The following is a 21,843-nucleotide window of genomic DNA, read 5'->3' on the forward strand; positions in this document are numbered from 1 at the left end:
ACCACTGGGCATATGGTTTCCCTGCGTGAAAGCAGGAACTGGCTCAGATATGTTCACAATACGCCTTGCTGAAGCACTAGAAAAGCATGGGGTACGCACAAAGATAACTTGGTTACCTCATCATGCTGAATACCTCCCTTGGCTAGTTAAAAAAACAAAGCCGCCATCTTGGGCAACACATGTTCACATTAATTCATGGCTCCATAAAAGGTTTATCCCGTCAGAGTTACCTATTATTGTTACTTCGCACCTGTGTGTACACGATCCCAAGCTAACAAGTTACAAGAGTTTAGCTCAACGGATTTATCATTTTATCTGGGTGAAATACTGTGAACAATACGCTTTTAAAGCTGCGACTAAGATCACTGCGGTAAGTAGTTATACCGCCAAACAAAATGAAAGTATTTTTGATATAAAAGCAATCAGTGCTATTCATAATTGGATTGATAGTTCAGTGTTTACGGCTGCAATCAATAAACCTACAAACAAAAAATTTAAATTACTCTATGTTGGTAATTTAAGCTTCAGAAAAGGCTCTGATTTATTACCAAAAATAATGAAAAAATTAGGTGGTAATTATGAACTGTATTACACCGGAAACTCTGATAAATTTTATGGTAAAAAAAACATACCAGATAACATGCATTCATTAGGCATAATCAATCATCAAGATGAATTAATAAAATCATATCAAAACAGTGACGCGTTATTATTTCCAACCCGATTAGAAGGACTAAGCTTAGCCGCGATAGAAGCACAAGCGTGTGGTCTCCCTATAATTACGACTAACGGCTCTTCTATGCCAGAAATTGTTGAAGAAGGGCTAACAGGCTATCTATGTGAGCAAGATAATGTTGATGAGTTTGTAGCTTCTATAAAAAAACTTCAAAAAGAGCCTGAGGTGAGTTTTAACATGAGATTAAATGCAAGCATAAACGCAAAAGAGCGTTTCTCTGAATCCACTCAGATAAAAGCATATATTGAGTTATATAATCAAATTTAAATTAATGTAACTCGCATTATGATAAATGAACCCTATGAACGATAAAAATAAAGTTAGTGTTTATATACCAACACATAATCGTCAAAATTTAGTCAAAAATGCGGTTATGTCGGTATTAAATCAAAGCTATAAAAACATTGAAATTATTATAGTGAACGATGGGTCTTCAGATAATACCCAAGCAGTGCTGGAGCAGCTTGCAACAAGCTACTCTAATATAAAAATATTAAGAAACGATACACCTAAAGGAGCGCCATATTCCCGTAACCTAGCAATTAAAAGCTGTTCTGGCTACTTTGTTACTGGTTTAGACGATGATGATTTATTCTATCCTGATAGAATCTTAGACTTTATTCGTGAATTTACTGATGAATTCAGTTTTTTATCAAGTTCATATACTGAATTTAATGGCAAAGATAAAACAGTAAATTTTAATCGAGCTACCTGTATTAGTTTTGACGACATTAAAGTTAGAAATTATATTGGCAATCAAATTTTCACCTTAAAATCTAGAATGATAGCACTAAATGGCTATGATCTTTCATTCCATGCATGGCAAGACTATGAACTTTGGTTTAGGTTAATTAAACAATATGGTCCGGCTAAAATTATCAACAATGCCTCCTATGAAGTTAATACCGCAAATGATAGGGAAAGAATTACATCATCAAGTAATGCCTATTTAGGCTATAAACAGTTCGTTAATAAACACAAAGATGCGCTATCAACGAAAGAAAAAACTTATCAACGAATTAATGATTTATATAACAGAAAGGTTAAAGTATCTATTTTAGAGACTTTAAAATTTTGCATTAATAAGACTGCGGCATCAAGAATAATAAAGCTATATTTATTAAGCCATTTCCCAAAAACGATGTCACGTATAATTCAGTTAATAACAAATTATAAATAAACTAACAGACTTCATGTTACCCCTGTGTCAGGATAGTTGTCGCCTCAATTAATTGAATAAATAAACAGGGCGCGGTAAGTTAAATCCAGTGGTTTATTAAAGGTGCTGGAAATAAACTTGTCTCGCAGGTAACACAGTAAATCGACTAGAAGGGCAAAGATAACGCCTGAGAAAGAGTCTGATAAAAAGCGGATTAAAGAACTCGAACAATAGCCTGATAGAAAAGAAAAAGCCTTAGCTGACAGCCCTGAGTTTAAAAGTTCGTTTGGTGATTATAATCGCGCAACAGTTGAAAATCAGTTTTCATTAGAACTAATGACACAAAAATATATCAATCAGTATGAATCATTAATCGAGAGTTCTAAATAAGAGGAGTGTGGAAAATAGTATGCCATACCAAATTTCTATCATTATCCCTGTTTACAATGATTACCAACGGCTAGATTTATGCCTTAAATCACTTATTAACCAGCAAGGTAATATATCGGCTGAAATTATCATTGTAGATAATGGCTCGACTAAGATTGATAGCCTAATCGTAGAAGAATATCAGCAATATGACTTTATTAACTTCATTGAAGAATTAAAGCCTGGTTCATATGCAGCAAGAAACACCGGGTTAAACATAGCGCAAGGGAATATCATCGCCTTTACTGACAGTGATTGCATTCCCGCTAAAGATTGGCTAATTCAAGCTTATACCGCATTACAAAACACTAACGTGGATCTGATCGCAGGAAACATTAAGATGTTTTACGAAACTAATTTATCACCTACCTGGCTAGAAATCTTTGAATTAGTGTTAGCTTTCCCTCAAAAAGAAAATGCCCAGCTAGGCCGTTCGGTTACTGCCAATGTGATCATGAACAAATATGTTATTGACGATATCGGCCTCTTTCAAGATCAATCATTTTCCGGGGCTGATTATGAATTTACCTCAAGAGCGGTAAAGCATGGCTTTACCTTAAACTATGGCGAAACTTGTATTGTGTTTCACCCCGCCAGACGTGAGTTATCTCAAATGAGACAAAAGATTCGCAGAGTCGTTGGAGGGTATTATAAATTACGAGGTATAGATCCTGTAATGGCCAAAAAACTTCATTGGAAAACTATGTTAGTTGATGCTATGCCACCAATTCATGCTTATAAAATGACAATGGAAAGAAAAACAGAATTAACCCTTAGCAACACTCAAATATTGAAAGTTTTATTAGTAGCACTACATAATAAGTGGTACCGGTTATTTTTAAAAATAAAACTTAAATTAGGAATACTAAGCTTTATTGAACGCTAACTTTGGGTAAAAAACCAATAGGATCAACCATGAAAGTTATTCATCATACCGTGAGGTATTTACCTCCGTCTCAAACCTTTATTGCTGATTTAATTAACCAATTAGAGCCGCTAGTCGCTGAACAACACATTTTCGCTCACGAAGTACTTGCCAACCAAAAAACAATTATTGATGATATTTCCCATAGAAGCTCAAATTTTTTAATAAAGAAAAGTTTAAATTTTATCAATCAAAAACGTGGTTTTTGCCATAATACCAATTACAGTTATGCAAAAAAGTTATTACTTCAATACCAACCAGATATCATCCATTGCCATTTTGGAACCGCCGCGTATTTCAATTATTATTTACAAAAATATGCTCACACAAATATCCCAATGGTGATTTCATTACATGGCTTTGATGTGTTTTTTTGTGATTCGCTATTTAATCAATATAAAGAAACAATTAAACTCATCGCAAATAAAAATGTAATTTTTACATGTCCAAGTATTTTTTTAAAACAAAAGGTTATTAAATCCCTATCAATTCCTAATGAAAAAATCATTGTGGTCCCCAACGGCTTCAATTCGAAGTTATTTAAATATACCCCTCCTAAAAAAATTATTGATCAACGAGCTTTTAAAATTGCACACGTGGGTAGATTTATTGACGTCAAAGAACAAAAGTATTTATTAGAGGCAATACATTTATTAAAAAAGCAAGGTATGACCCAGATAACCTTAGATTTAATTGGCGATGGTGAGCTGCAGCAAGAATGCATTATGCTTGCAAAAACACTAGGTATTGAGAAACAAGTCACTTTCCATGGCGCAATTGCCCATAAAACGGTGGCAAGCATCATCCAAGATAGCGATATTTATGCCCACCCTTCCTTTACTTTACCTACAGGACAAGCTGAAAGCTTTGGTATTGCTATTTTAGAAGCAATAGCAACGGGGAAACCTGTTATTATTACCGACTCTGGAGGTATGTCTGAAATACTCCATCAAAAAAATGAGCGTTTTGTCAAAATAGTAAAACAAAAGTCCGCTCAAGCTATTGCAGATTCTATTCAAGTTTTCATTTCAAGTTGGTCTTCAATAAATTGGCAAGAATTTCAACGCTACAGAGATAAAATAATTAACAAGAACAATATTAATCAAACGGCTTTACTCATAACTCAATTATACAAATCGTTATTGGACGGTTCAGTTTGAAAATTTTTATCATTAAATTACTTCGTCTTCCTTTAATATGGAAGTATGAACCACTGTTGACAATTACCTATATTATTCAAGACAGTTGTCGTCTAAATCGTTAAGCAGCTACCTTAATTTGCTCTGACTATCGCTTTTGTAGGAAGTATAATTGTGGTAAATATAATCAAACACACGTAAGAAAAAAGAAGTACTTTCATTATTGGATAGTAAAAATAACTTCTACGATAAACATCTTTATGCCAGTTCTTTTAAGCGAATCAGGCTGTTTTTTAACTGCTTGTTCTTTGTTATATAAAAGAGGCCCATACTGCATAATGAAATTGTCAATGTAATTAAATGTATGTGATATTGTAAGGGATAAAACATATTTCCTGCATATAGAACTACAGATTGAATTAACATTAAAGGAAGTAAGAATATAACCACGGGCTTAATGAGTTGCATAAAGCTTATTTTAATAATTCTATCTAGTACTAAAATTTTTATCGCGGGCAATAGACATAATTTAAATGCAAAAAGAGTAATTGCCAGTTCCAACAAACCAAATTGAGCAGACAAAAACATAATAATGGCACTTAAAGGGAGTAAGCATAAATTCCAATAATAACCGAATTTTGTTTTTCCTACTGCTTGGGTCAAAGGGCCTGTTAAATTTCCAAATCCAACACGCACACACCAAAACAAAGCTAAAGCAGATAACACCCAATGATATTCCGCTATGTTTGAGCCAAACAAAATTGCAGCGACCAATTCAGAGGCTACAACCATGGGAGCATAAAATAAGGCCAAAGCAAACCATTGTATTGTATATATATCCACAAATAATGAAGATAATATTTTAATGTTTTTTTGTTCTTGGCTAAATGCGGGGAACGCTATTTTATTAACAATAGGCTGTAATGCTTGGGCGGGCCGACTCGCTAATTGTTTGATGATGTGGTAAATCCCTAATTCATTCAAGGGTAAGGTAAGCGATAGTATTAATACGTCGAGTTGTCGACGCACTATATTTAAAGCTTGCCCCCCTATATCGTATGTACCAAAAGATACCGCCTCTTTAATAATATTCGTTTCAAATTTTAGTGAAAAATTCACTTCACGGCTAAAAACAAAAATAAAACCGAGTAAACGAAATAATTGATAACTCACCATCGCCGAAACTAAGCAATAAAGACCTAACTCAATGGTAAGTAAAGCAATAATAAAGGCTGAGAATCTTGCGACAATTTCCACTTTAGCCACAGTTGCATGCAAAAATCGCTTTAATGCTACCGCTTGATACTGTGCTGCCATGGCTGAAATAGGTAATATAACAGCGATTATTTGCAATGGGACGGTAATGGCATCTATACCCCATAAAAAAGCTAATACTGGTGCCAACAAAAAGAAAATAATAAACGTCAAAAAACCTGAAGCTAAAGCTAATAAAAAAATACTATTATGCTGAGGCTGGGTTAATTCTTTTTTGTAGATAACGAAATTTGAAACGCCTCCCAGAGCAAATACGGTAAATATTTCAATAAAAAGATTAATAATGGCAATTTGACCAAAAACATCTGCACTAATATACCGAGTTAATATTGATAGTTGCAGTAGTAATAAGCCAATATTGATAACTGTTGAAGCAGTTGTCCACACCGTAGAACGTAATATTTTACTCATAGGCATAAAGATAGGAGAGGGATAAAGAGGATTAAATATTAACATTTAATCCATAAGGTATGTTTTCTTTTCACATCCAAGATACGCTGAGATATTTATACTAGTAGGCAATTGAGGCTATTATAGAGGAGAATGACCTGTCAAAACGCCAAAATTGGGCTACTGCGATATCGCATTTTGGTTTAGGCTATGCCAAAGTTGGACATAGCCCCTATTACAACTGAAAAAGTTACTAATGCAACAAATCCAGTAGAAAGCTCAGTACAAAAAAAGCGTAAGCAATACTAAAGATAAAGTTTAAATAAATAGTAGAATCCCCAGTAAATCACTAGTTTCCATGCTGATTTTAGCTACAACGCCTAACATTACTTTACTCATTTTTCATCAAGTATTTATTTAATCGTTTTTTAATTTCTGGTATTTGTTGCTTAACAAAACTATCCGTTAAGTGCTGACTATCTCTAAACACGACCACTCCATTTTCGCTTATAGCATTGCAAACGCCATCAGGACAAACTAAATCATTTAAATCGATTACATTAACATTTTCAAATAAACTAGCTGCTCGGTGGAGATAATTACTCACTAAGTCAACATGTTTTAGACGATTTGCCACCTTACAGCCGTCAAGATTAACGCGCCCATCCGGTGAAAGGTTTCTAGTTACACAACTTGGTCCATCAAAACCTAAGCTTGGTGTACCAGGAATAACAAAAACATTTCTTGATACTTGAGAAAGTGATTTAAATATTTTTTCACTACCTGTAATCCATTGCTCTGCTGTAAAATACTTATTAGCCCCACTACCCATAATAATAATGTCTGGCTTGATTATCTTTAATCGTGTGATTACTTTAGCTCGCCAATCACTACAGACCTGATAGATTTTCTTAATACGTTGGTAAAAATAATCTTCATCGACTATCGGGCAAGAGGATTTTGTATAGACAATAATACGCCATTCGGGGGTGGGAAATAATTCAGGGAGAACAGAGAACCATTGTGCACCAATACTATCTCCCAATAAAACCACCGTTTTAGCTGCAGATTCATCGCCAAACACACATGGCTGAACTTCTGAGTTAGCGTACCACGCATCACAAGGCATACGATAAATAATAGGTAAATCAGCTCTCCATTGCTGGCTTAAAGCTTTATTCATATTATGCTTAGGAAAGCTTAAAGCTTTATTGATATTATGCTCAGGAAGGCTGCTAAGTTTATTATTAAAAACAAAAGAAGTAGCAAGCATAACTAAAATACTAAGTAATATTATACGTGCGGCCTTTACACCCGACCACCTACCACGCCAAAAAGGCAATTCAATTAATCTATAACTCAATATAGCCATTAATATTGATAATAAAATCATAAACATTATTGGAAATAATTGATCTTTAAAGCCCAAAGAAAATCCAATAGCAAAAATGGGCCAATGCCAAAGATATAAAGAATAAGACCTATCACCAAGCCAAACCAATACGGGGTGAGATAGCAGGTTGCTTTTATGCTGTAATCTATGACCTGACACTATAACTAATGCGGCCCCTGCTGTTGGAATTAGCGCCCAAACCCCAGGGTAAACATTATCAGCAGTTAACAGTAATGCACTAATAACAATGAAGCATAACCCAAGTGCGAGCAATGCATAATTAACCACAATATTTATATGACCATTTCGTTTTTTAATCGCTGTGAACTTAAGGTAGATAATGCCACCTAAGGCAAACTGCCAGATGCGGGTTGGCATTAAATAAAAAGCGAGCTTTGGTGCCTGCATACTCCAGTAAAGAGAAAGTGCTAGGCTAGTAAAAAAAAGTAAACTTATGCCAATAAAAATCGTTTGTGCTGTAGCTTGCTCGTCAGTAACATTTTTCTGGCTAAATTTAAAAATAATCAACAGTAATAACGGCCATAAAAAGTAAAACTGTTCTTCTACTCCTAATGTCCAAGTATGGATAAATAAATCATGTTTTGCTAATTCATTAAAATAGTCAACTTGGCTAAAGGCAAAATAAATATTGCTTAACCATAAAGCCGCATAGGATGATGACGCTAGTTGAGACTTAACTTCCCAAACAGAAAGAACTGACAGTCCAACTGCAAACGAACCCACTAGCATTACTGCTAAGGCAGGCAATAGACGTTTAAATCGTCGGGCATAAAAACGCATAAAATCTATACTGCCTGTGCTATTAATTTCTTTCACTAAAAGACTAGTGATTAAAAAACCTGACAATACAAAAAAAACATCAACACCAACAAAGCCGCCGGGCATAAAACTAAAGCCAGCATGACCTAATACGACTAAGGCAATTGATATCGCTCTTAACCCTTGAAGGTCGGGTCGAAAATCTAATTTGTTTTTTTTATTAGAAGCAAACATTTATACAATCTTTTTATCGTCAAAACCGCATAATAAATTACTATGCTACTCGAATACAGCTTTTTCCATTTGTGCTCCAAGCTTTATTAACACAGCCGAACTTGTGAATAAGTAACTGAAACTAAAGTTATTATTGCTCCGTAGCATTATCATTATTAATAGTAACTATAGCTAGCTTAACTAGTAATTATTTTGCCCTTTTCTTTCTAATTGAGTTAGACTTAAATCGTCGTTTCTCAATGTGTTAATTCAAAAGGTTCTCCCTACGTTATGAAAGGAAGTCATCAACAAGCCAGTGTTTTATCGGCACTATCCAAGCAGAACCTTATTCCTCTAGAGTCAATTGAAGACATTACCGCTGATTTTGTCGGTAAAAGTAAGCCATTTATTCGTTTTTTAATAGAAAATAAAAACCTTGATGGTAAAAGTATCGCCAAAGTACTGTCTAAAAGCTTTGGCTATCCACAAATTCAACTGTCAAATTTTGATACCACTTTAGTACCTGACGGTGTGCGCAATGAAAAATTAATTACCAAGCACAACGCCCTACCACTATATCTGCGGGGTAAAGTGCTCTTTGTTGCTATGTCAGATCCCACGAATCTAGATGCGTTAGAAGAAATTCAGTTTAATACTGGCTACAACACTGAGTTAGTTTTATGTGAAGATACTAGCTTACAAGCCTGTATTGAAAAAGTATTAGAAGATGAAAGTGATGCCCTAGATATCAGTGATATTGATTCCGAAGAGTTAGCGGGTATAGATGTAGCAGAAGCCAAGAAAGAAGAAGACAAAACAAATAGTGAAGATGACGCACCTATTGTGGTTTTTATTAACAAGATTTTACTCGATGCCATTAAAAAAGGCGCTTCTGATTTACATTTTGAACCCTATGAAAAAACATTCCGCATTCGCTTTCGTATTGATGGCATATTATCTGAGATAGCTAAACCTCCTGTAGCTCTAGCGTCAAGAATGGCTGCGCGCCTAAAAGTCATGTCTAAATTAGATATCGCTGAGCGACGGGTGCCGCAAGATGGCCGGATAAAATTAGCATTATCAAAGAAAAAATCTATCGATTTTCGTGTCAGCACCTTACCCACTATGTGGGGTGAAAAAATTGTAATGCGTATCCTAGACTCATCAAGTGCCATGCTGGGTATCGATATGCTTGGTTATGATCCTGAACAGAAAAAAATATACATGGACGCATTAGAGCAGCCACAAGGCATGATATTAGTTACCGGGCCAACAGGCTCAGGTAAGACGGTATCCTTGTATACCGGGTTAAATATTCTCAATACTGAAGAACGTAATATCTCTACTGCTGAAGATCCGGTCGAAATTAACCTTGAAGGTATTAACCAGGTACAAATTAATAATCGTGCCGGTCTAACCTTCCCCATCGCCCTGCGCTCTTTTTTACGACAAGATCCAGATGTTATTATGGTGGGTGAAATACGAGACCTTGAAACCGCTGAGATTTCCATCAAAGCCGCACAAACTGGTCATTTAGTGTTATCGACTCTTCATACTAACTCAGCGGCAGAAACGCTAACCCGTTTATTAAATATGGGTGTGCCTGCTTATAATGTTGCCAGCTCTGTTTCAATAATAATAGCCCAGCGATTAGCACGGAGATTATGCCCTCAGTGTAAGGAAGAGGAGCCTCTTTCGGAGATGCTATTAGCCGAAGAAGGATTTCCTGCTGATAAACTTAGCGAGATAAAATTATTTAAAGCGGTAGGTTGCAGCCACTGTACTGGCGGTTATAAAGGCCGCGTAGGAATTTATGAAGTGATAAAGATTAGTCCAATCATAGCGACTATTATTATGGAGGGCGGCAACTCTCTCGATATCGCTAAGCAATGTCAAAAAGAAGGCTACAACAACCTACGTCAATCAGGGTTAATTAAAGCCATGAATGGTATGACCAGCTTAGAAGAAATTAACCGCGTGACTAGCTCTTAAAGTAAATTTCGGTTAACTTAATTAGACTTAACAAGATAACTTACTAAATAAATATCACTTTACTACCCTCATAAAAAGAATAACAAGTAGAGTAACTCATGGATCAAGGTTAACTATGGCTATTACATCAAATAAAAAATCGACTAGAACTCAAAAAAAAGTAAAAAAACAAGAAGTTTTTATTTGGCATGGCGTCAACCGTAAAGGTAAAAAAATAAAAGGTGAATTAACGGCCAATAATGTCATTGAACTAAAGGCACAGTTACGTAAACAAGGCATAACCCCAAGTCGGGTCAAGAAAAAGCCCAAGCCTTTATTCGGCATGGGGGGTGATAAAGCAATAACCCCGATGGATATTGCCCTTATTACCCGCCAAATAGCAACCATGTTAGGCGCTGGTGTGCCTCTAGTACAAACCATTCAAATGATTGGCAAGGGACACGACAATGGTAATATGCGTACCTTGCTAGCGGATATTGAGGTGAAATTATCTTCCGGCATACCATTATCGGACTGTTTACGTGCTCATCCGCTTTTTTTCGACGATCTTTATTGTGACCTTGTTGCCTCTGGTGAACAATCTGGGTCTTTAGAAACTATCTATGGTCGTATAGCAACCTATAAAGAAAAAGCCGAAGCATTAAAAAGTAAAATTAAAAAAGCCATGACTTATCCTATTGCCGTGTTAGTAATAGCGGCAATTGTAACGTCAATTTTACTTATTTTTGTTGTGCCGGTATTTCAGGAGATATTTGCGGGTTTTGGTGCTGAATTACCCGGATTTACGCTATTTGTCATAGGTATTTCCGAGTTTATGCAGGCCTATTGGTATTTTGGCTTGGCCGGTCTGTACCTGGCATTGTTCTTATTTAAACGCGCCCATAGAAATAGCCAAACACTGCGTGATAGTGTCGATAAAAACATTCTAAAACTACCGGTGATTGGTGATTTATTAAAAAAAGCCGCTGTTGCCCGCTATGCTCGTACCCTATCAACCACGTTTGCCGCCGGTGTGCCTCTGGTTGATGCGCTCGAATCCGCTGCGGGAGCTTCCGGTAATGCGGTATTTCGTGATGCGATTCTTGAGGTGCGGGCGGAAGTTACTTCCGGCATGCAAATGAACCTAGCTATGCGTAACTGTAATATATTCCCCGATATGGTTATCCAAATGGTTGCTATTGGTGAAGAGTCAGGTGCCGTTGACGACATGTTATCGAAAGTAGCCACTGTATACGAGCAGCAAGTAGATGATGCCGTCGATGGTTTAACTGCTCTATTAGAGCCAATGATCATGGCAGTACTCGGTGTCGTTATTGGTGGTTTAATCATAGCCATGTACTTACCAATATTTGAAATTGGCAAGATTATTTAAATTCAGTATCAGTATCAGTATCAGAGGAGTCGTAGCCATACGGCTCCATTGCTGCTAGCCTCTCTACTTTTTCACCGGCTTTAGCTAAAACTTCTTAAATTTATACGTAGGTAGCCCTTTGTTAGATAATATTCCCTCCTTCTTTGATCATTTATTAATATCAATGCAGCAATCTGCCACTTTGTTTTATTTCACTGTTGGATTATTTTCCCTCGCTATCGGCAGCTTTTTAAATGTGGTAATTTACCGCACGCCAAAGATGATGGAATATACTTGGTATCATGACTGCCGAGAGTTTTTAGCCGATGAAGTAAAAAATATTAAAGCTAAAAACCTTACCGCGATGACCTTATCCAAACCTAATTCTAGCTGTCCAAGTTGCGGCCATAATATCCGCTTTTATGAAAATATTCCTGTGCTAAGCTGGCTTATGCTCAAGGGAAAATGTAGTCAATGTGCCAATACAATTTCTGCACGCTATCCCCTAGTTGAAATATCAACAATGCTGTTAAGCCTTATTGTTGCTCAGCATTTTGGCGTTACCAGTGAAACCTTTTTTGCTTTGATACTTACCTGGGGCCTAATAACATTAACCATGATAGATTTTGATCATATGTTATTGCCTGATCAAATTACCCTACCACTATTATGGCTAGGTTTATTGATAAATATTAATGGTACATTTGCCCCGCTAACCGATGCAGTTATTGGCGCCGCTGTTGGTTATATGAGCTTATTTTCTGTCTTTTGGATTTTTAAGTTATTTACCGGCAAAGAGGGCATGGGCTTTGGCGACTTTAAGTTATTTGCCGTTTTTGGTGCTTGGCTAGGTTGGCAATTATTGCCACTGCTTATTTTGATGGCGTCCGTGGTCGGTGCTATTGTTGGCATTAGCTTAATATTATTCAAAAACCATCAAAGGCAGCAAGGTATTCCTTTTGGTCCTTATTTAGCCATAGCGGGTTGGCTCACTTTGTTATGGGGTGACGGTATTTGGTCGTGGTACTTACAGCTACTACACTAACTTATAAGTTTATTTAACATGTCAGAGCTCATTATTGGCCTTACCGGTGGTATTGGCAGTGGTAAATCCACTATTACTCATTATTTTCAAGAATTAGGCATTGAGATCATTGATGCAGATATCATTGCCAGAGAAGTAGTTGCCATTAACAGCCCCGCATTAACAGCTATTGCTGAACATTTTGGTGACAACTACCTACAAGTAGATGGCCAACTCAACCGCAGCTTATTGCGCAGTAGAATCTTTGCCCATGAGTCAGATAAACTTTGGTTGAATAAGCTATTGCACCCTTTAATACGAAGTGGCCTTATCAGTAAAACTGCCGCCGCAAAGAGCCCTTATTGTATTTTAGTTGCGCCCTTGTTAATTGAAAATAATTTATTACCCCTTGTCAACCGTGTATTAGTAGTTGATGTCAGTGAAGCGACTCAAGTAACACGAACCATACTTAGAGATAACAATTCCGTAGCTGAAGTTAAGGCGATTTTAGCCAGTCAGACCAATCGTGCTAAAAGACTTGCCGTAGCTGATGATGTCATTAAGAACGACAACGTTAGCCTTACAGAGATCAAAAAAATAGTGTTATCGCTTGATAAAAAATATTTAGCCTTGACAACAATACTTTAAAAATCAACAATGAAATAATCCTTTTTTTATTTAAATCTCAGCTTAACTGATTACAAAACTATGTATGTCTACCGTCTTATATGAACACCCGCTCAATGAGCGCATTCGAAATTACCTAAAACTTGAGCAACTCTTTGCTCAGGCCTATTCATGTATCAATCATACACTGGCTATGGTTAACAACCATCAATCATTCTTCAATGCCTTATTTTCGATTGTTGATACTTTAGAGCGAAATGACGTCCGTGGTGATTTAATTAAAGACTTAGAAAAACTAGAGCAAAATTTAGTAATATGGTCAAAAGATCCAGAGGTAGATAGCAGCGCACTCGACAAGAATTTAGCAGAAACCGTTAAATTAGTCGCTAAACTCAGGAGCCCTAACCCAACCTGGATGCAATTAAAAGAAGATAAATTACTAACATCTTTAAAGCAGCGCTTTGCCATACAAGGTGGCAGTTTTAGTTTTGATTTACCGCAATTACATTTTTGGCTGCACCAAGATGAAAAAACAATAAAGCTAGAAGCTCAACAATGGCTTAGCTTATTAAGTGATATCTCATCTACTATTGCAATAGTGCTTAAATTTATTCGTCTGCGCGCTGAATTTGAAACTATCGAAGTTGATAGTGGCTTTTATCAAGATAATGGTGAGGGACTGGTATTATTAAGGATCAAGTTAGCCCTAGATGCCAAATATTATCCGACAATTAGTGGTAACAAATTCCGTTATTCCATTCGTTTTATGCTGCCCTGCCAACACACTGGCCGTAGATACGCCAATCAAGCAACAAACTTTCAATTAGCGCGCTGTTAACCGATCATTTTTGCTAGGGCTGATAGCTTTTATAGCCATTACTCTTAATAGCATCTGCTAAGCTTTAGTGTATAATTAACATTACTTATAGTTTTTAAAATGATATAAAACCATGACCTTAAAAGTCCCCTGCCCTCAGTGCCAAAAAACCGTTATCTGGCAAGCAAGTAGTGAGTTTAGACCCTTCTGTAGTGAGCGATGTAAGCTGCTTGATTTAGGTGAGTGGGCAGATGAAAGCAATAAAATTAGCGAGCCTATTCAGGTTGACTCAGCCATCTCTCAAGAAATGCTTGATGCCATAGAAGACGACATTTTACTTAATAATAATTTTTTTGTAGAACCAGAGTAAGTCAAATTGACTAGTGGCTTTGCGCTAAAAGCTCGCTAATAATGGCTTTGTTCGCTGCGGGAAACTCAAGTAACTGTAATGCTGGTAGTGAAAACCAGCCCTGACCTTGTCCTTCTTGTGCACTTGGCTCACCGATAAAATTATCGACAATAAAAACATCCAAGCAAACACTTTTATCTGCTGCTCCGCCTTTACCTCGGTAGGTATGCTCAACCTTAATCAATAGTTGACAAGATAACACATCAATGGCCACTTCCTCTTTAAGCTCTCTAGCGAGGGTTTGTGCGATAGTTTCACCATTTTCCACCTTACCACCTGGAAACTCCCACTTCCCGCCTTGATGAGCCTGTTCTAAGCGTTTAGTTAAGAAATACAGTGTTCCCTTTTCCTTACAGCTTTTGGTAATAACACCTACGGCGACATGTACAACTTTATTCATTACTTCACTTCTCTTTATGACCGGATAGAGATAATAAAAATGCCAGTCATTTGACTGGCATTACTTAATATCTAGGCTATTTAATTAAGCTAATTTGCCATGACATTGCTTATATTTCTTACCTGAGCCACATGGACATGGCTCATTACGACCTACGCGAGGTACTTGCTCTGGTTGACCTGGGCTTGATGCCGCTTGATGTTGAAAGTTCATGGCTATTTCTTCTGACTTTCTATGTTGCTCTTCAACCGCTTCAACATCTGACTCAGCGCGAATTTGTACTTTAGACAAGATGCCGACAACGTCATACTTCAAGTTATCGAGCATTTCAGTAAACAACTGAAATGATTCACGTTTAAACTCTTGCTTAGGATTTTTTTGCGCGTGGGCACGTAAACCAATGCCTTGGCGAAGGTGATCCATAGCGGATAAATGTTCCTTCCAATGAGAATCTAAGCTCTGTAACATCACTGCTTTTTCAAACTGACGTAAAACATCTGCACCAACAGCAGCTTCTTTATCTTTATAACCTTGCTCAAAGGCAGTAATAATTTTTTCGCGTAATGTTTCTTCATGAAGATTGTCATCTTCTTTAAGCCATTTTGCGATGGTTAACTCTGTGGCAAACTCACCTTTCAATTGCTCTTCAAGCGCCTGAATATTCCACATTTCGTCTAATGATTGTGGTGGGATATGCTGTTCAATAACACCAATAATGACATCCTTGCGAATGGCATTAACCATGTCACCAATCTCTTCATTATCCAGTAACTCGTTACGTTGCTCATAGATGACACCACGTTGATCATTGGCAACATCATCATATTCCAGTAACTGTTTACGCATATCAAAGTTACGACCTTCAACTTTACGCTGAGCATTTTCAATACTACGGGTCACCCAAGGGTGTTCAATTGCTTCACCGTGCTCCATGCCTAATTTACGCATCATATTAGAAATACGTTCTGAGGCAAATATCCGCATCAATGAATCTTCCATTGATAGGTAAAAACGTGTCGAGCCTTGATCACCTTGTCGTCCTGAACGACCACGAAGTTGATTATCAATTCGTCTTGATTCATGACGTTCAGTGGCTACTATATGTAAACCACCGAGTTCAAGTACTCTGTCATGGTCAATTTGCCACTGCGCTTTAACTTTGGCAAGGTCATCTTCACTCGGGTTAGTTAATTTAGCGATTATGGCATCTAAATTACCACCTAAAACGATATCGGTACCACGACCGGCCATATTGGTAGCAATAGTAACCGCGCCCTCTTTACCTGCATCGGCGACGATTTCAGCTTCTTGCTGATGGAATTTAGCATTAAGTACCTTATGCTTAATTTTTTCTTTCTTCAAGAAATCAGAAAGGAACTCTGAGGTCTCAATAGCAATAGTACCAACAAGTACTGGTTGGCCTCGTTTCACACAATCTTTAATATCAGCTAAAATCGCTTCAAACTTTTCATCTTTTGTTAAGTAAATCAAATCAGTCATATCATTACGAATCATCGGCTGATTAGTAGGGATAATAACGGTCTCTAGTCCATAAATATGATTGAACTCAAACGCTTCAGTATCGGCAGTACCTGTCATACCTGACAGTTTTTGGTAAATTCTGAAGTAGTTTTGAAAGGTAATAGAAGCAAGTGTCTGGTTTTCATTTTGAATATTAACACCTTCTTTTGCTTCAACCGCTTGATGAAGACCTTCAGACCAACGACGACCATCCATCGTACGGCCAGTGTGCTCATCAACAATAACTATTTCGCCATCTTTTAAGATATAATCGACATCTTTTTGAAACAGCATATGGGCACGAAGCGCCGCCATAACATGGTGTAATAAGGTGATATTAGCGGCTGAAAATAAAGTATCTCCGGCAGTTAACAGCTCTTTTTCCACCATGATCTCTTCGATATGAATTTGACCACGTTCGGTTAAATAAACTTGTTTAGCTTTTTCATCAATGGTGTAATCACCCGTACTTTCTTCACCTTCTTTATCTTCTTCTTCTTGTTGCACTAATGTGGGCACAACCGTATTGATAATTTTATACAGTGCTGAGCTATCTTCTGCCTGACCAGAAATAATAAGTGGCGTTCTGGCTTCATCAATTAGGATTGAATCGACTTCATCAATAATGGCAAAATGTAGTGGTTTTTGTGAGCGCTCTAGCGGCGAAAACACCATATTGTCACGTAAATAGTCAAAACCAAATTCGTTATTGGTACCGTAAGTGATATCTGATTGATATGCAGCTTGTTTATCCTCAGTTGTCATACCGGCGACATTACAACCGACGGTTAAACCAAGAAATTCAAATAAGGGACGACACCAATCTGCATCACGGGTAGCCAAGTAATCATTGACGGTAATGACATGCACACCTTTGTCGGTTAGCGCGTTAAGATATGATGGTAAGGTTGCCGTTAACGTTTTACCTTCACCGGTACGCATTTCAGCAATTTTTCCGTCATTAAGCACCATGCCACCAATCATTTGCACATCGAAATGGCGCATACCAAAGACTCGTTTACTGGCTTCACGAACGACAGCAAAAGCTTCTGGCAATAATTGCTCTATCGATTCACCTTGAGCACAGCGTTCTTTAAATTCAGTGGTTTTTGCTTTTAATTCTTCATCACTTAATACTTCTAAAACAGGTTCAAGCGCATTTATTTTATCGACTTCTTTGCTCATTTGTTTTAGTAATCTATCATTTCGACTACCAAATATTTTTGTTAACAAATTTCCAAACATCTTATTTAAACCATTTATTGAGAATTATCAGTGACTATACCTATTACCTTGGTACCGGGTATATCTGCCACCTTTAGTGAATTTATTATGATAACCGTTTAACGTTTTATCCGGCTACTTCCCTTTGCGATAAACAAATTCAATTGGATTAATTTGTTTATTATTTCGTAAAACCTCATAGTGAACATGCGGGCCAGTAGAGCGGCCTGAACTACCCATACGTGCAATTTTTTGCCCTTTATTAACGACATCACCGACATTTACTAGTATATCTTTGTTATGACCATAACGAGTAGCTAAGCCCTCACCATGATTGATTTCAATCAATTGTCCATAGCCATATCGATTGCTTGCCCAAGTAACAACCCCCGATGCCGTGGCAATAATGGCAGTATTTTCTTTACCCGCAAAATCGACACCTTTATGCATGGTTGGTTTACCGTTAAAGGGATCTTTACGCACGCCATAATACGAGGATAACCAACCTTTAATAATTGGCCGTCCTGACAAATATGCATTATTTTGTATATGGTGACCAAAGGTTAAAGATTCAAGCATTTGTAATTGTTTTTCTTCGTAATTTATCTTACTTGTAAAACCTTCTATATCAATAAAGAGCTGTTCAAGGGTTTTATTATTTACCGGATAAGCCCCTGAAAATGGTCCGCCACTGACGGGTAGTTGGCTGAAGTTAAATTCATTGGCTGGAATATTGGCATCTTCTGCCAAGCGATCACCCAGGGCATTTAAACGTAACACCTGACTTTGTAATTCAGCAAGTTTCATGGTTAAGGCGGTAATTTGTTGTGCTGTTATCAGTGTTGGTACAGAATTAACTTGTGCTACTACAGGGTATTGCTCGCCCTTGGGTTGCCATTTATTACTGGCAATGAGGTGAACAATTAACCCTGAAATTAAGGCAAACGCGCACAATGCTGACAACCAATGCAATTTAGTAAGTCGCATTGAAAATCTGACGTTTTTTCCTCGGTATAGTAGTGTTAAACTCATAGGACTCTATTTGATTAATTTATTCAGTATGCTTAGACACTGAATTTTGGTAGTTACAATGGCTAGAAAATCTAAAAAACCTATTAATATGTCAGCGCTATTGCAAACAACGACTGGCACTTTGGCACATATTCAAACAAAAACCAACTCTTTGACCATCTTGGCGGACATTGTACGGCAAATTTGCCCTGATTTACCAGTAGATGCTTGGCATATTGCCAATTGCCGCCAAGATACCCTTATCATTGAAGTGAAGTCACCTGTGTGGGGGCAAAGGTTACAGTTTGAACGTAATAACATATGTAACGCCTTGAAGACTAGCACTGAGGGGAATTTTCACCAGATAGAGATTAAAGTGAATCCGCAAGGCTTTCGTCAGCAACGCCATGAAGTCACAGAGAAAATACGGGCAGAACTTAAGCAATCTGCGCCAGTGACAACGGAGCAAGCAAATAGCGTAGTGAATGAAAAAACGGCTAAGCAATTTTTAGCTATTGCCAAAAACGCCCCTAAAGGCTTGAAAGAAAAACTGGAAAAATTAGCACGGGTCGCGGGAAAAAGATAAGCGCCGCTGAAGAATTAAACGCAAGAAACACTGTGCTAAGTGCTCACCTTATAAGAAATTAGCAAGACAGCTAAAAGGCCGTGGCGTTAATTTCCTGATATTCTATTGGCGAAGCTTTATCATCTTCATAGGTTACCCACTCCCAAGAGTCAGTTTCTTTAAAAACCTTTCTTAGTAGCTTGTTATTTAAACCATGGCCAGATTTAAAGGCATTTAATTCCCCTAAAATACTGGCACTGCCCATATAAAGATCGCCAATAGCATCGAGTATTTTATGTTTAACAAATTCATCATCATAACGTAATTCATTTTTATTTAGCATACGGTAATCATCTAGCACTATCGCGTTTTCTAAGCTACCGCCCAGGGCTAAATTATGAGAACGTAAGAACTCAATATCTTTCATAAAACCAAAGGTTCTAGCGCGACTAATTTCTTTTATATATGAACAACTAGAAAAATCCATACTCATGGTTTGACAGGTTTTTTTAATAACAGGATGGTCAAATTCAATAGTAAAATTGACTCTAAAACCCTCATAAGGCAATAACTCTGCCCACTTGTCACCTTCTTCAACACGAATTGGTTTTTTAATACGCAAAAAACGTTTGGGTGCATTCAAGGTCTCAATGCCAACAGACTGAATTAAATAAACAAAAGGTAAGGCACTGCCATCCATAATAGGAATTTCAGCAGAATCAACATCAATAATTAAGTTATCAATGCCTAAGCCGGCAAGTGCTGATAGTAAGTGTTCTACCGTTGAAACCTTAACTTGCTGCTCGTTAACTAAACAAGTACATAACGTTGTTTCACCGACAGCCTCTGGTGTAGCTTTGATCTCAACCACAGGGTCAAGATCAATACGACGGAAAACAATACCGGTGTTTGCTGGTGCAGGACGGAGAGTAACCTGCACTTTTTCACCTTTATGTAAACCAACACCTACGGTTGAAACACTTGTTTTTAATGTACGTTGCTTAATCATATCAGCTTCGCTTACCTTGGTTTTTATTTGCGCAAAAAATGCAATTACTTCATGGATGCTTTACCGAGCGATTAAGCTAGATAACACTAACCACTACCAGCACTTTAGCCATAGTTAAAATGAATTAACCGCCACCACCGCCCATATTAAATTTAGCAGTGAAAGCAACTAAGCCAATTTACCGGCGCATAATATACCAAAAATAAGCGCTAAAATCAAAAGTAACTAAGACAGCAGGACTTGGTTACTTGCTAATGACTAGATACCTAGTAAATAATTAGTCCGCTTGCTTGCGCAAAAAGGCCGGTATATCTAAATAAGTATCTAAATCAGTGGCAACCACTTTTTGGGCGTTACTATCTGTCATGGTTACGGTCTCAACTGCGGCACTTGGCTGTGCTGCAGCTGGGCTATAATCAGCACCAACAACTTTAGGTTCTACCATTGGCGTAGGGTTTACTAAGGTAATATCTGGTTTATTTTCAGCGCCAATACCGGTCGCCACCACAGTCACACGAAGTTCATCGGTCATATCCATGTCAATTACTGCACCAACCACAACGGTAGCATTTTCAGAAGCAAAAGCTTTGACTGCATTACCTACGGTCTCAAACTCATCGATGCTAATGTCCATACCGGCAGTAATATTCACTAAAATACCGCGAGCACCGGCTAAATCAACATCTTCAAGTAATGGACTTGAAATAGCTGCATCAGCCGCTTCTTGAGCTCTATCAGGGCCGGACGCTGTACCAGAACCCATCATGGCCGTGCCCATTTCAGACATTACCGTGCGTACATCGGCAAAATCCACGTTAATTAAACCGGGACGGGTAATTAACTCAGCAATACCTTGCACCGCGCCAAGTAAAACATCATTAGCCGCTTTAAAGGCATCTAATAAACTTGTTCCTGGACCAAGTACTTTCAGCAGTTTTTCATTTGGGATAGTAATAAGTGAGTCAACGTTTTTAGATAAAAACTCAATGCCTTGCTCGGCATAGTTCATGCGTTTTTTACCTTCAAACGGGAAGGGTTTAGTGACTACCGCAACGGTCAGAATACCCATTTCTTTCGCTATTTCAGCAACCACAGGTGCAGCACCTGTACCTGTACCGCCGCCCATACCAGCGGCGATAAAGATCATATCAGCACCTTGTAGGACTTGCTTGATAGCTTCTCTATCTTCTTCAGCGGCACAACGGCCAACTTCCGGGTTTGCGCCCGCGCCTAGGCCTTTAGTTACATTGGCACCAATCTGTAAGGTTACATCAGCAGAAGAGTTACGTAACGCTTGCGCGTCGGTATTTGCCGTAATAAACTCAACACCTTCAATCGTTTGTGAAACCATGTGTTCAACAGCATTACCACCACCGCCACCAACACCGATAACTTTAATTATCGCTTCTTCGTTATGGTCTTCCATTAATTCAAACATTATATCTCTCCGTTTT

General features: G+C 37.7%; 18 protein-coding genes. 11 read left to right on the forward strand and 7 right to left on the reverse strand.

From position 1 onward, the window contains the following. Positions 1-25 precede the first annotated feature (25 nt). The 4 genes from CMT41_RS15465 (at position 26) to CMT41_RS15480 (ending at position 4,409) form a co-directional block, all read left to right on the forward strand. A complete protein-coding gene (locus CMT41_RS15465; RefSeq protein WP_198149757.1) occupies positions 26-1,003 on the forward strand; it encodes a glycosyltransferase family 4 protein in 978 nt (325 codons plus the stop codon). A gap of 34 nt (positions 1,004-1,037) precedes the next feature. Further along, entirely contained in the window at positions 1,038-1,916 is an 879-nt protein-coding gene (locus CMT41_RS15470; protein WP_159459888.1) for a glycosyltransferase, read from the forward strand. 388 nt (positions 1,917-2,304) lie between these two features. Continuing rightward, positions 2,305-3,210, forward strand: coding sequence for a glycosyltransferase (locus CMT41_RS15475; protein ID WP_058027770.1), 906 nt, complete (start codon positions 2,305-2,307; stop codon positions 3,208-3,210). A 29-nt stretch (positions 3,211-3,239) separates the two neighbouring features. Beyond that, entirely contained in the window at positions 3,240-4,409 is a 1,170-nt protein-coding gene (locus CMT41_RS15480; protein WP_058027771.1) for a glycosyltransferase family 4 protein, read from the forward strand. 237 nt (positions 4,410-4,646) lie between these two features. On the opposite strand, the gene CMT41_RS15485 is transcribed toward CMT41_RS15480, so the two are convergent. Both CMT41_RS15485 and CMT41_RS15490 read right to left on the reverse strand, forming a co-directional pair. Next, a complete protein-coding gene (locus tag CMT41_RS15485) occupies positions 4,647-6,119 on the reverse strand; it encodes an oligosaccharide flippase family protein (protein ID WP_058027772.1) in 1,473 nt (490 codons plus the stop codon). A 325-nt stretch (positions 6,120-6,444) separates the two neighbouring features. Beyond that, positions 6,445-8,460: an acyltransferase family protein gene (locus CMT41_RS15490; protein ID WP_058027773.1), complete on the reverse strand. Its 2,016-nt coding sequence runs from the start codon at positions 8,458-8,460 to the stop codon at positions 6,445-6,447. A gap of 270 nt (positions 8,461-8,730) precedes the next feature. On the opposite strand from CMT41_RS15490, the gene pilB reads away from it, so the two are divergent. The 6 genes from pilB to yacG all read left to right on the forward strand — a co-directional run bounded on the left by pilB (position 8,731) and on the right by yacG (position 14,620). Then, positions 8,731-10,431 (forward strand): type IV-A pilus assembly ATPase PilB, encoded by a 1,701-nt coding sequence (gene pilB / locus CMT41_RS15495; protein WP_057182476.1) that lies wholly within the window; start codon positions 8,731-8,733, stop codon positions 10,429-10,431. Positions 10,432-10,546: 115 nt separating this feature from the next. Further along, positions 10,547-11,803 carry a type II secretion system F family protein gene (locus tag CMT41_RS15500; RefSeq protein WP_057182477.1) on the forward strand — a complete coding sequence of 419 codons (1,257 nt, stop codon included), beginning with the start codon at positions 10,547-10,549 and terminating at the stop codon, positions 11,801-11,803. 163 nt (positions 11,804-11,966) lie between these two features. Beyond that, positions 11,967-12,827, forward strand: a complete 861-nt coding sequence (locus tag CMT41_RS15505; protein WP_057182704.1) for a prepilin peptidase — start codon at positions 11,967-11,969, stop codon at positions 12,825-12,827. A gap of 18 nt (positions 12,828-12,845) precedes the next feature. Further along, on the forward strand, positions 12,846-13,454 hold the full coding sequence (gene coaE / locus CMT41_RS15510) for a dephospho-CoA kinase (RefSeq protein ID WP_058027774.1): 609 nt from the start codon (positions 12,846-12,848) through the stop codon (positions 13,452-13,454). Positions 13,455-13,518: 64 nt separating this feature from the next. Then, positions 13,519-14,271: a cell division protein ZapD gene (gene zapD / locus CMT41_RS15515; protein ID WP_058027775.1), complete on the forward strand. Its 753-nt coding sequence runs from the start codon at positions 13,519-13,521 to the stop codon at positions 14,269-14,271. A gap of 112 nt (positions 14,272-14,383) precedes the next feature. After that, positions 14,384-14,620 carry a DNA gyrase inhibitor YacG gene (yacG, locus tag CMT41_RS15520; RefSeq protein WP_058027776.1) on the forward strand — a complete coding sequence of 79 codons (237 nt, stop codon included), beginning with the start codon at positions 14,384-14,386 and terminating at the stop codon, positions 14,618-14,620. Positions 14,621-14,630: 10 nt separating this feature from the next. Here the strand turns inward: yacG and mutT are convergent, their stop codons facing one another. From mutT to CMT41_RS15535, 3 genes are all read right to left on the reverse strand, one after another. Continuing rightward, a complete protein-coding gene (gene mutT, locus CMT41_RS15525) occupies positions 14,631-15,059 on the reverse strand; it encodes an 8-oxo-dGTP diphosphatase MutT (RefSeq protein ID WP_058027777.1) in 429 nt (142 codons plus the stop codon). A gap of 84 nt (positions 15,060-15,143) precedes the next feature. Beyond that, a complete protein-coding gene (secA, locus tag CMT41_RS15530; protein ID WP_058027778.1) occupies positions 15,144-17,825 on the reverse strand; it encodes a preprotein translocase subunit SecA in 2,682 nt (893 codons plus the stop codon). Between the two features lie 114 nt (positions 17,826-17,939). Then, complete coding sequence (locus CMT41_RS15535) at positions 17,940-18,791, reverse strand: M23 family metallopeptidase (RefSeq protein ID WP_232299971.1); 852 nt, start codon at positions 18,789-18,791, stop codon at positions 17,940-17,942. 103 nt (positions 18,792-18,894) lie between these two features. Here CMT41_RS15535 and CMT41_RS15540 point away from each other — a divergent pair, with 103 nt between their 5' ends. Then, positions 18,895-19,401, forward strand: a complete 507-nt coding sequence (locus CMT41_RS15540) for a DUF721 domain-containing protein (RefSeq protein ID WP_057182484.1) — start codon at positions 18,895-18,897, stop codon at positions 19,399-19,401. A 70-nt stretch (positions 19,402-19,471) separates the two neighbouring features. Here the strand turns inward: CMT41_RS15540 and lpxC are convergent, their stop codons facing one another. Together lpxC and ftsZ are read right to left on the reverse strand one after the other, a co-directional pair. Continuing rightward, on the reverse strand, positions 19,472-20,389 hold the full coding sequence (lpxC, locus tag CMT41_RS15545) for a UDP-3-O-acyl-N-acetylglucosamine deacetylase (RefSeq protein WP_057182486.1): 918 nt from the start codon (positions 20,387-20,389) through the stop codon (positions 19,472-19,474). 277 nt (positions 20,390-20,666) lie between these two features. Beyond that, entirely contained in the window at positions 20,667-21,827 is a 1,161-nt protein-coding gene (gene ftsZ / locus CMT41_RS15550) for a cell division protein FtsZ (protein ID WP_057182489.1), read from the reverse strand. Positions 21,828-21,843 lie beyond the last annotated feature (16 nt).

The organism is Colwellia sp. MT41 (assembly GCF_001444365.1).
Lineage (GTDB): Bacteria > Pseudomonadota > Gammaproteobacteria > Enterobacterales > Alteromonadaceae > Colwellia > Colwellia marinimaniae.

Excerpts from the sequence above, each read along its gene's own strand:
- CMT41_RS15470 (WP_159459888.1), top strand. The coding sequence starts at position 1,038 with ATGAACGATAAAAATAAAGTTAGTGTTTATATACCAACACATAATCGT.
- CMT41_RS15475 (WP_058027770.1), top strand. The coding sequence starts at position 2,305 with ATGCCATACCAAATTTCTATCATTATCCCTGTTTACAATGATTACCAA.
- CMT41_RS15480 (WP_058027771.1), top strand. The coding sequence starts at position 3,240 with ATGAAAGTTATTCATCATACCGTGAGGTATTTACCTCCGTCTCAAACC.
- CMT41_RS15485 (WP_058027772.1), bottom strand. The coding sequence starts at position 6,119 with ATGTTAATATTTAATCCTCTTTATCCCTCTCCTATCTTTATGCCTATG.
- CMT41_RS15490 (WP_058027773.1), bottom strand. The coding sequence starts at position 8,460 with ATGTTTGCTTCTAATAAAAAAAACAAATTAGATTTTCGACCCGACCTT.
- pilB (WP_057182476.1), top strand. The coding sequence starts at position 8,731 with ATGAAAGGAAGTCATCAACAAGCCAGTGTTTTATCGGCACTATCCAAG.
- CMT41_RS15500 (WP_057182477.1), top strand. The coding sequence starts at position 10,547 with ATGGCTATTACATCAAATAAAAAATCGACTAGAACTCAAAAAAAAGTA.
- CMT41_RS15505 (WP_057182704.1), top strand. The coding sequence starts at position 11,967 with ATGCAGCAATCTGCCACTTTGTTTTATTTCACTGTTGGATTATTTTCC.
- coaE (WP_058027774.1), top strand. The coding sequence starts at position 12,846 with ATGTCAGAGCTCATTATTGGCCTTACCGGTGGTATTGGCAGTGGTAAA.
- zapD (WP_058027775.1), top strand. The coding sequence starts at position 13,519 with ATGTCTACCGTCTTATATGAACACCCGCTCAATGAGCGCATTCGAAAT.
- yacG (WP_058027776.1), top strand. The coding sequence starts at position 14,384 with ATGACCTTAAAAGTCCCCTGCCCTCAGTGCCAAAAAACCGTTATCTGG.
- mutT (WP_058027777.1), bottom strand. The coding sequence starts at position 15,059 with ATGAATAAAGTTGTACATGTCGCCGTAGGTGTTATTACCAAAAGCTGT.
- secA (WP_058027778.1), bottom strand. The coding sequence starts at position 17,825 with ATGTTTGGAAATTTGTTAACAAAAATATTTGGTAGTCGAAATGATAGA.
- CMT41_RS15535 (WP_232299971.1), bottom strand. The coding sequence starts at position 18,791 with ATGCGACTTACTAAATTGCATTGGTTGTCAGCATTGTGCGCGTTTGCC.
- CMT41_RS15540 (WP_057182484.1), top strand. The coding sequence starts at position 18,895 with ATGGCTAGAAAATCTAAAAAACCTATTAATATGTCAGCGCTATTGCAA.
- lpxC (WP_057182486.1), bottom strand. The coding sequence starts at position 20,389 with ATGATTAAGCAACGTACATTAAAAACAAGTGTTTCAACCGTAGGTGTT.
- ftsZ (WP_057182489.1), bottom strand. The coding sequence starts at position 21,827 with ATGTTTGAATTAATGGAAGACCATAACGAAGAAGCGATAATTAAAGTT.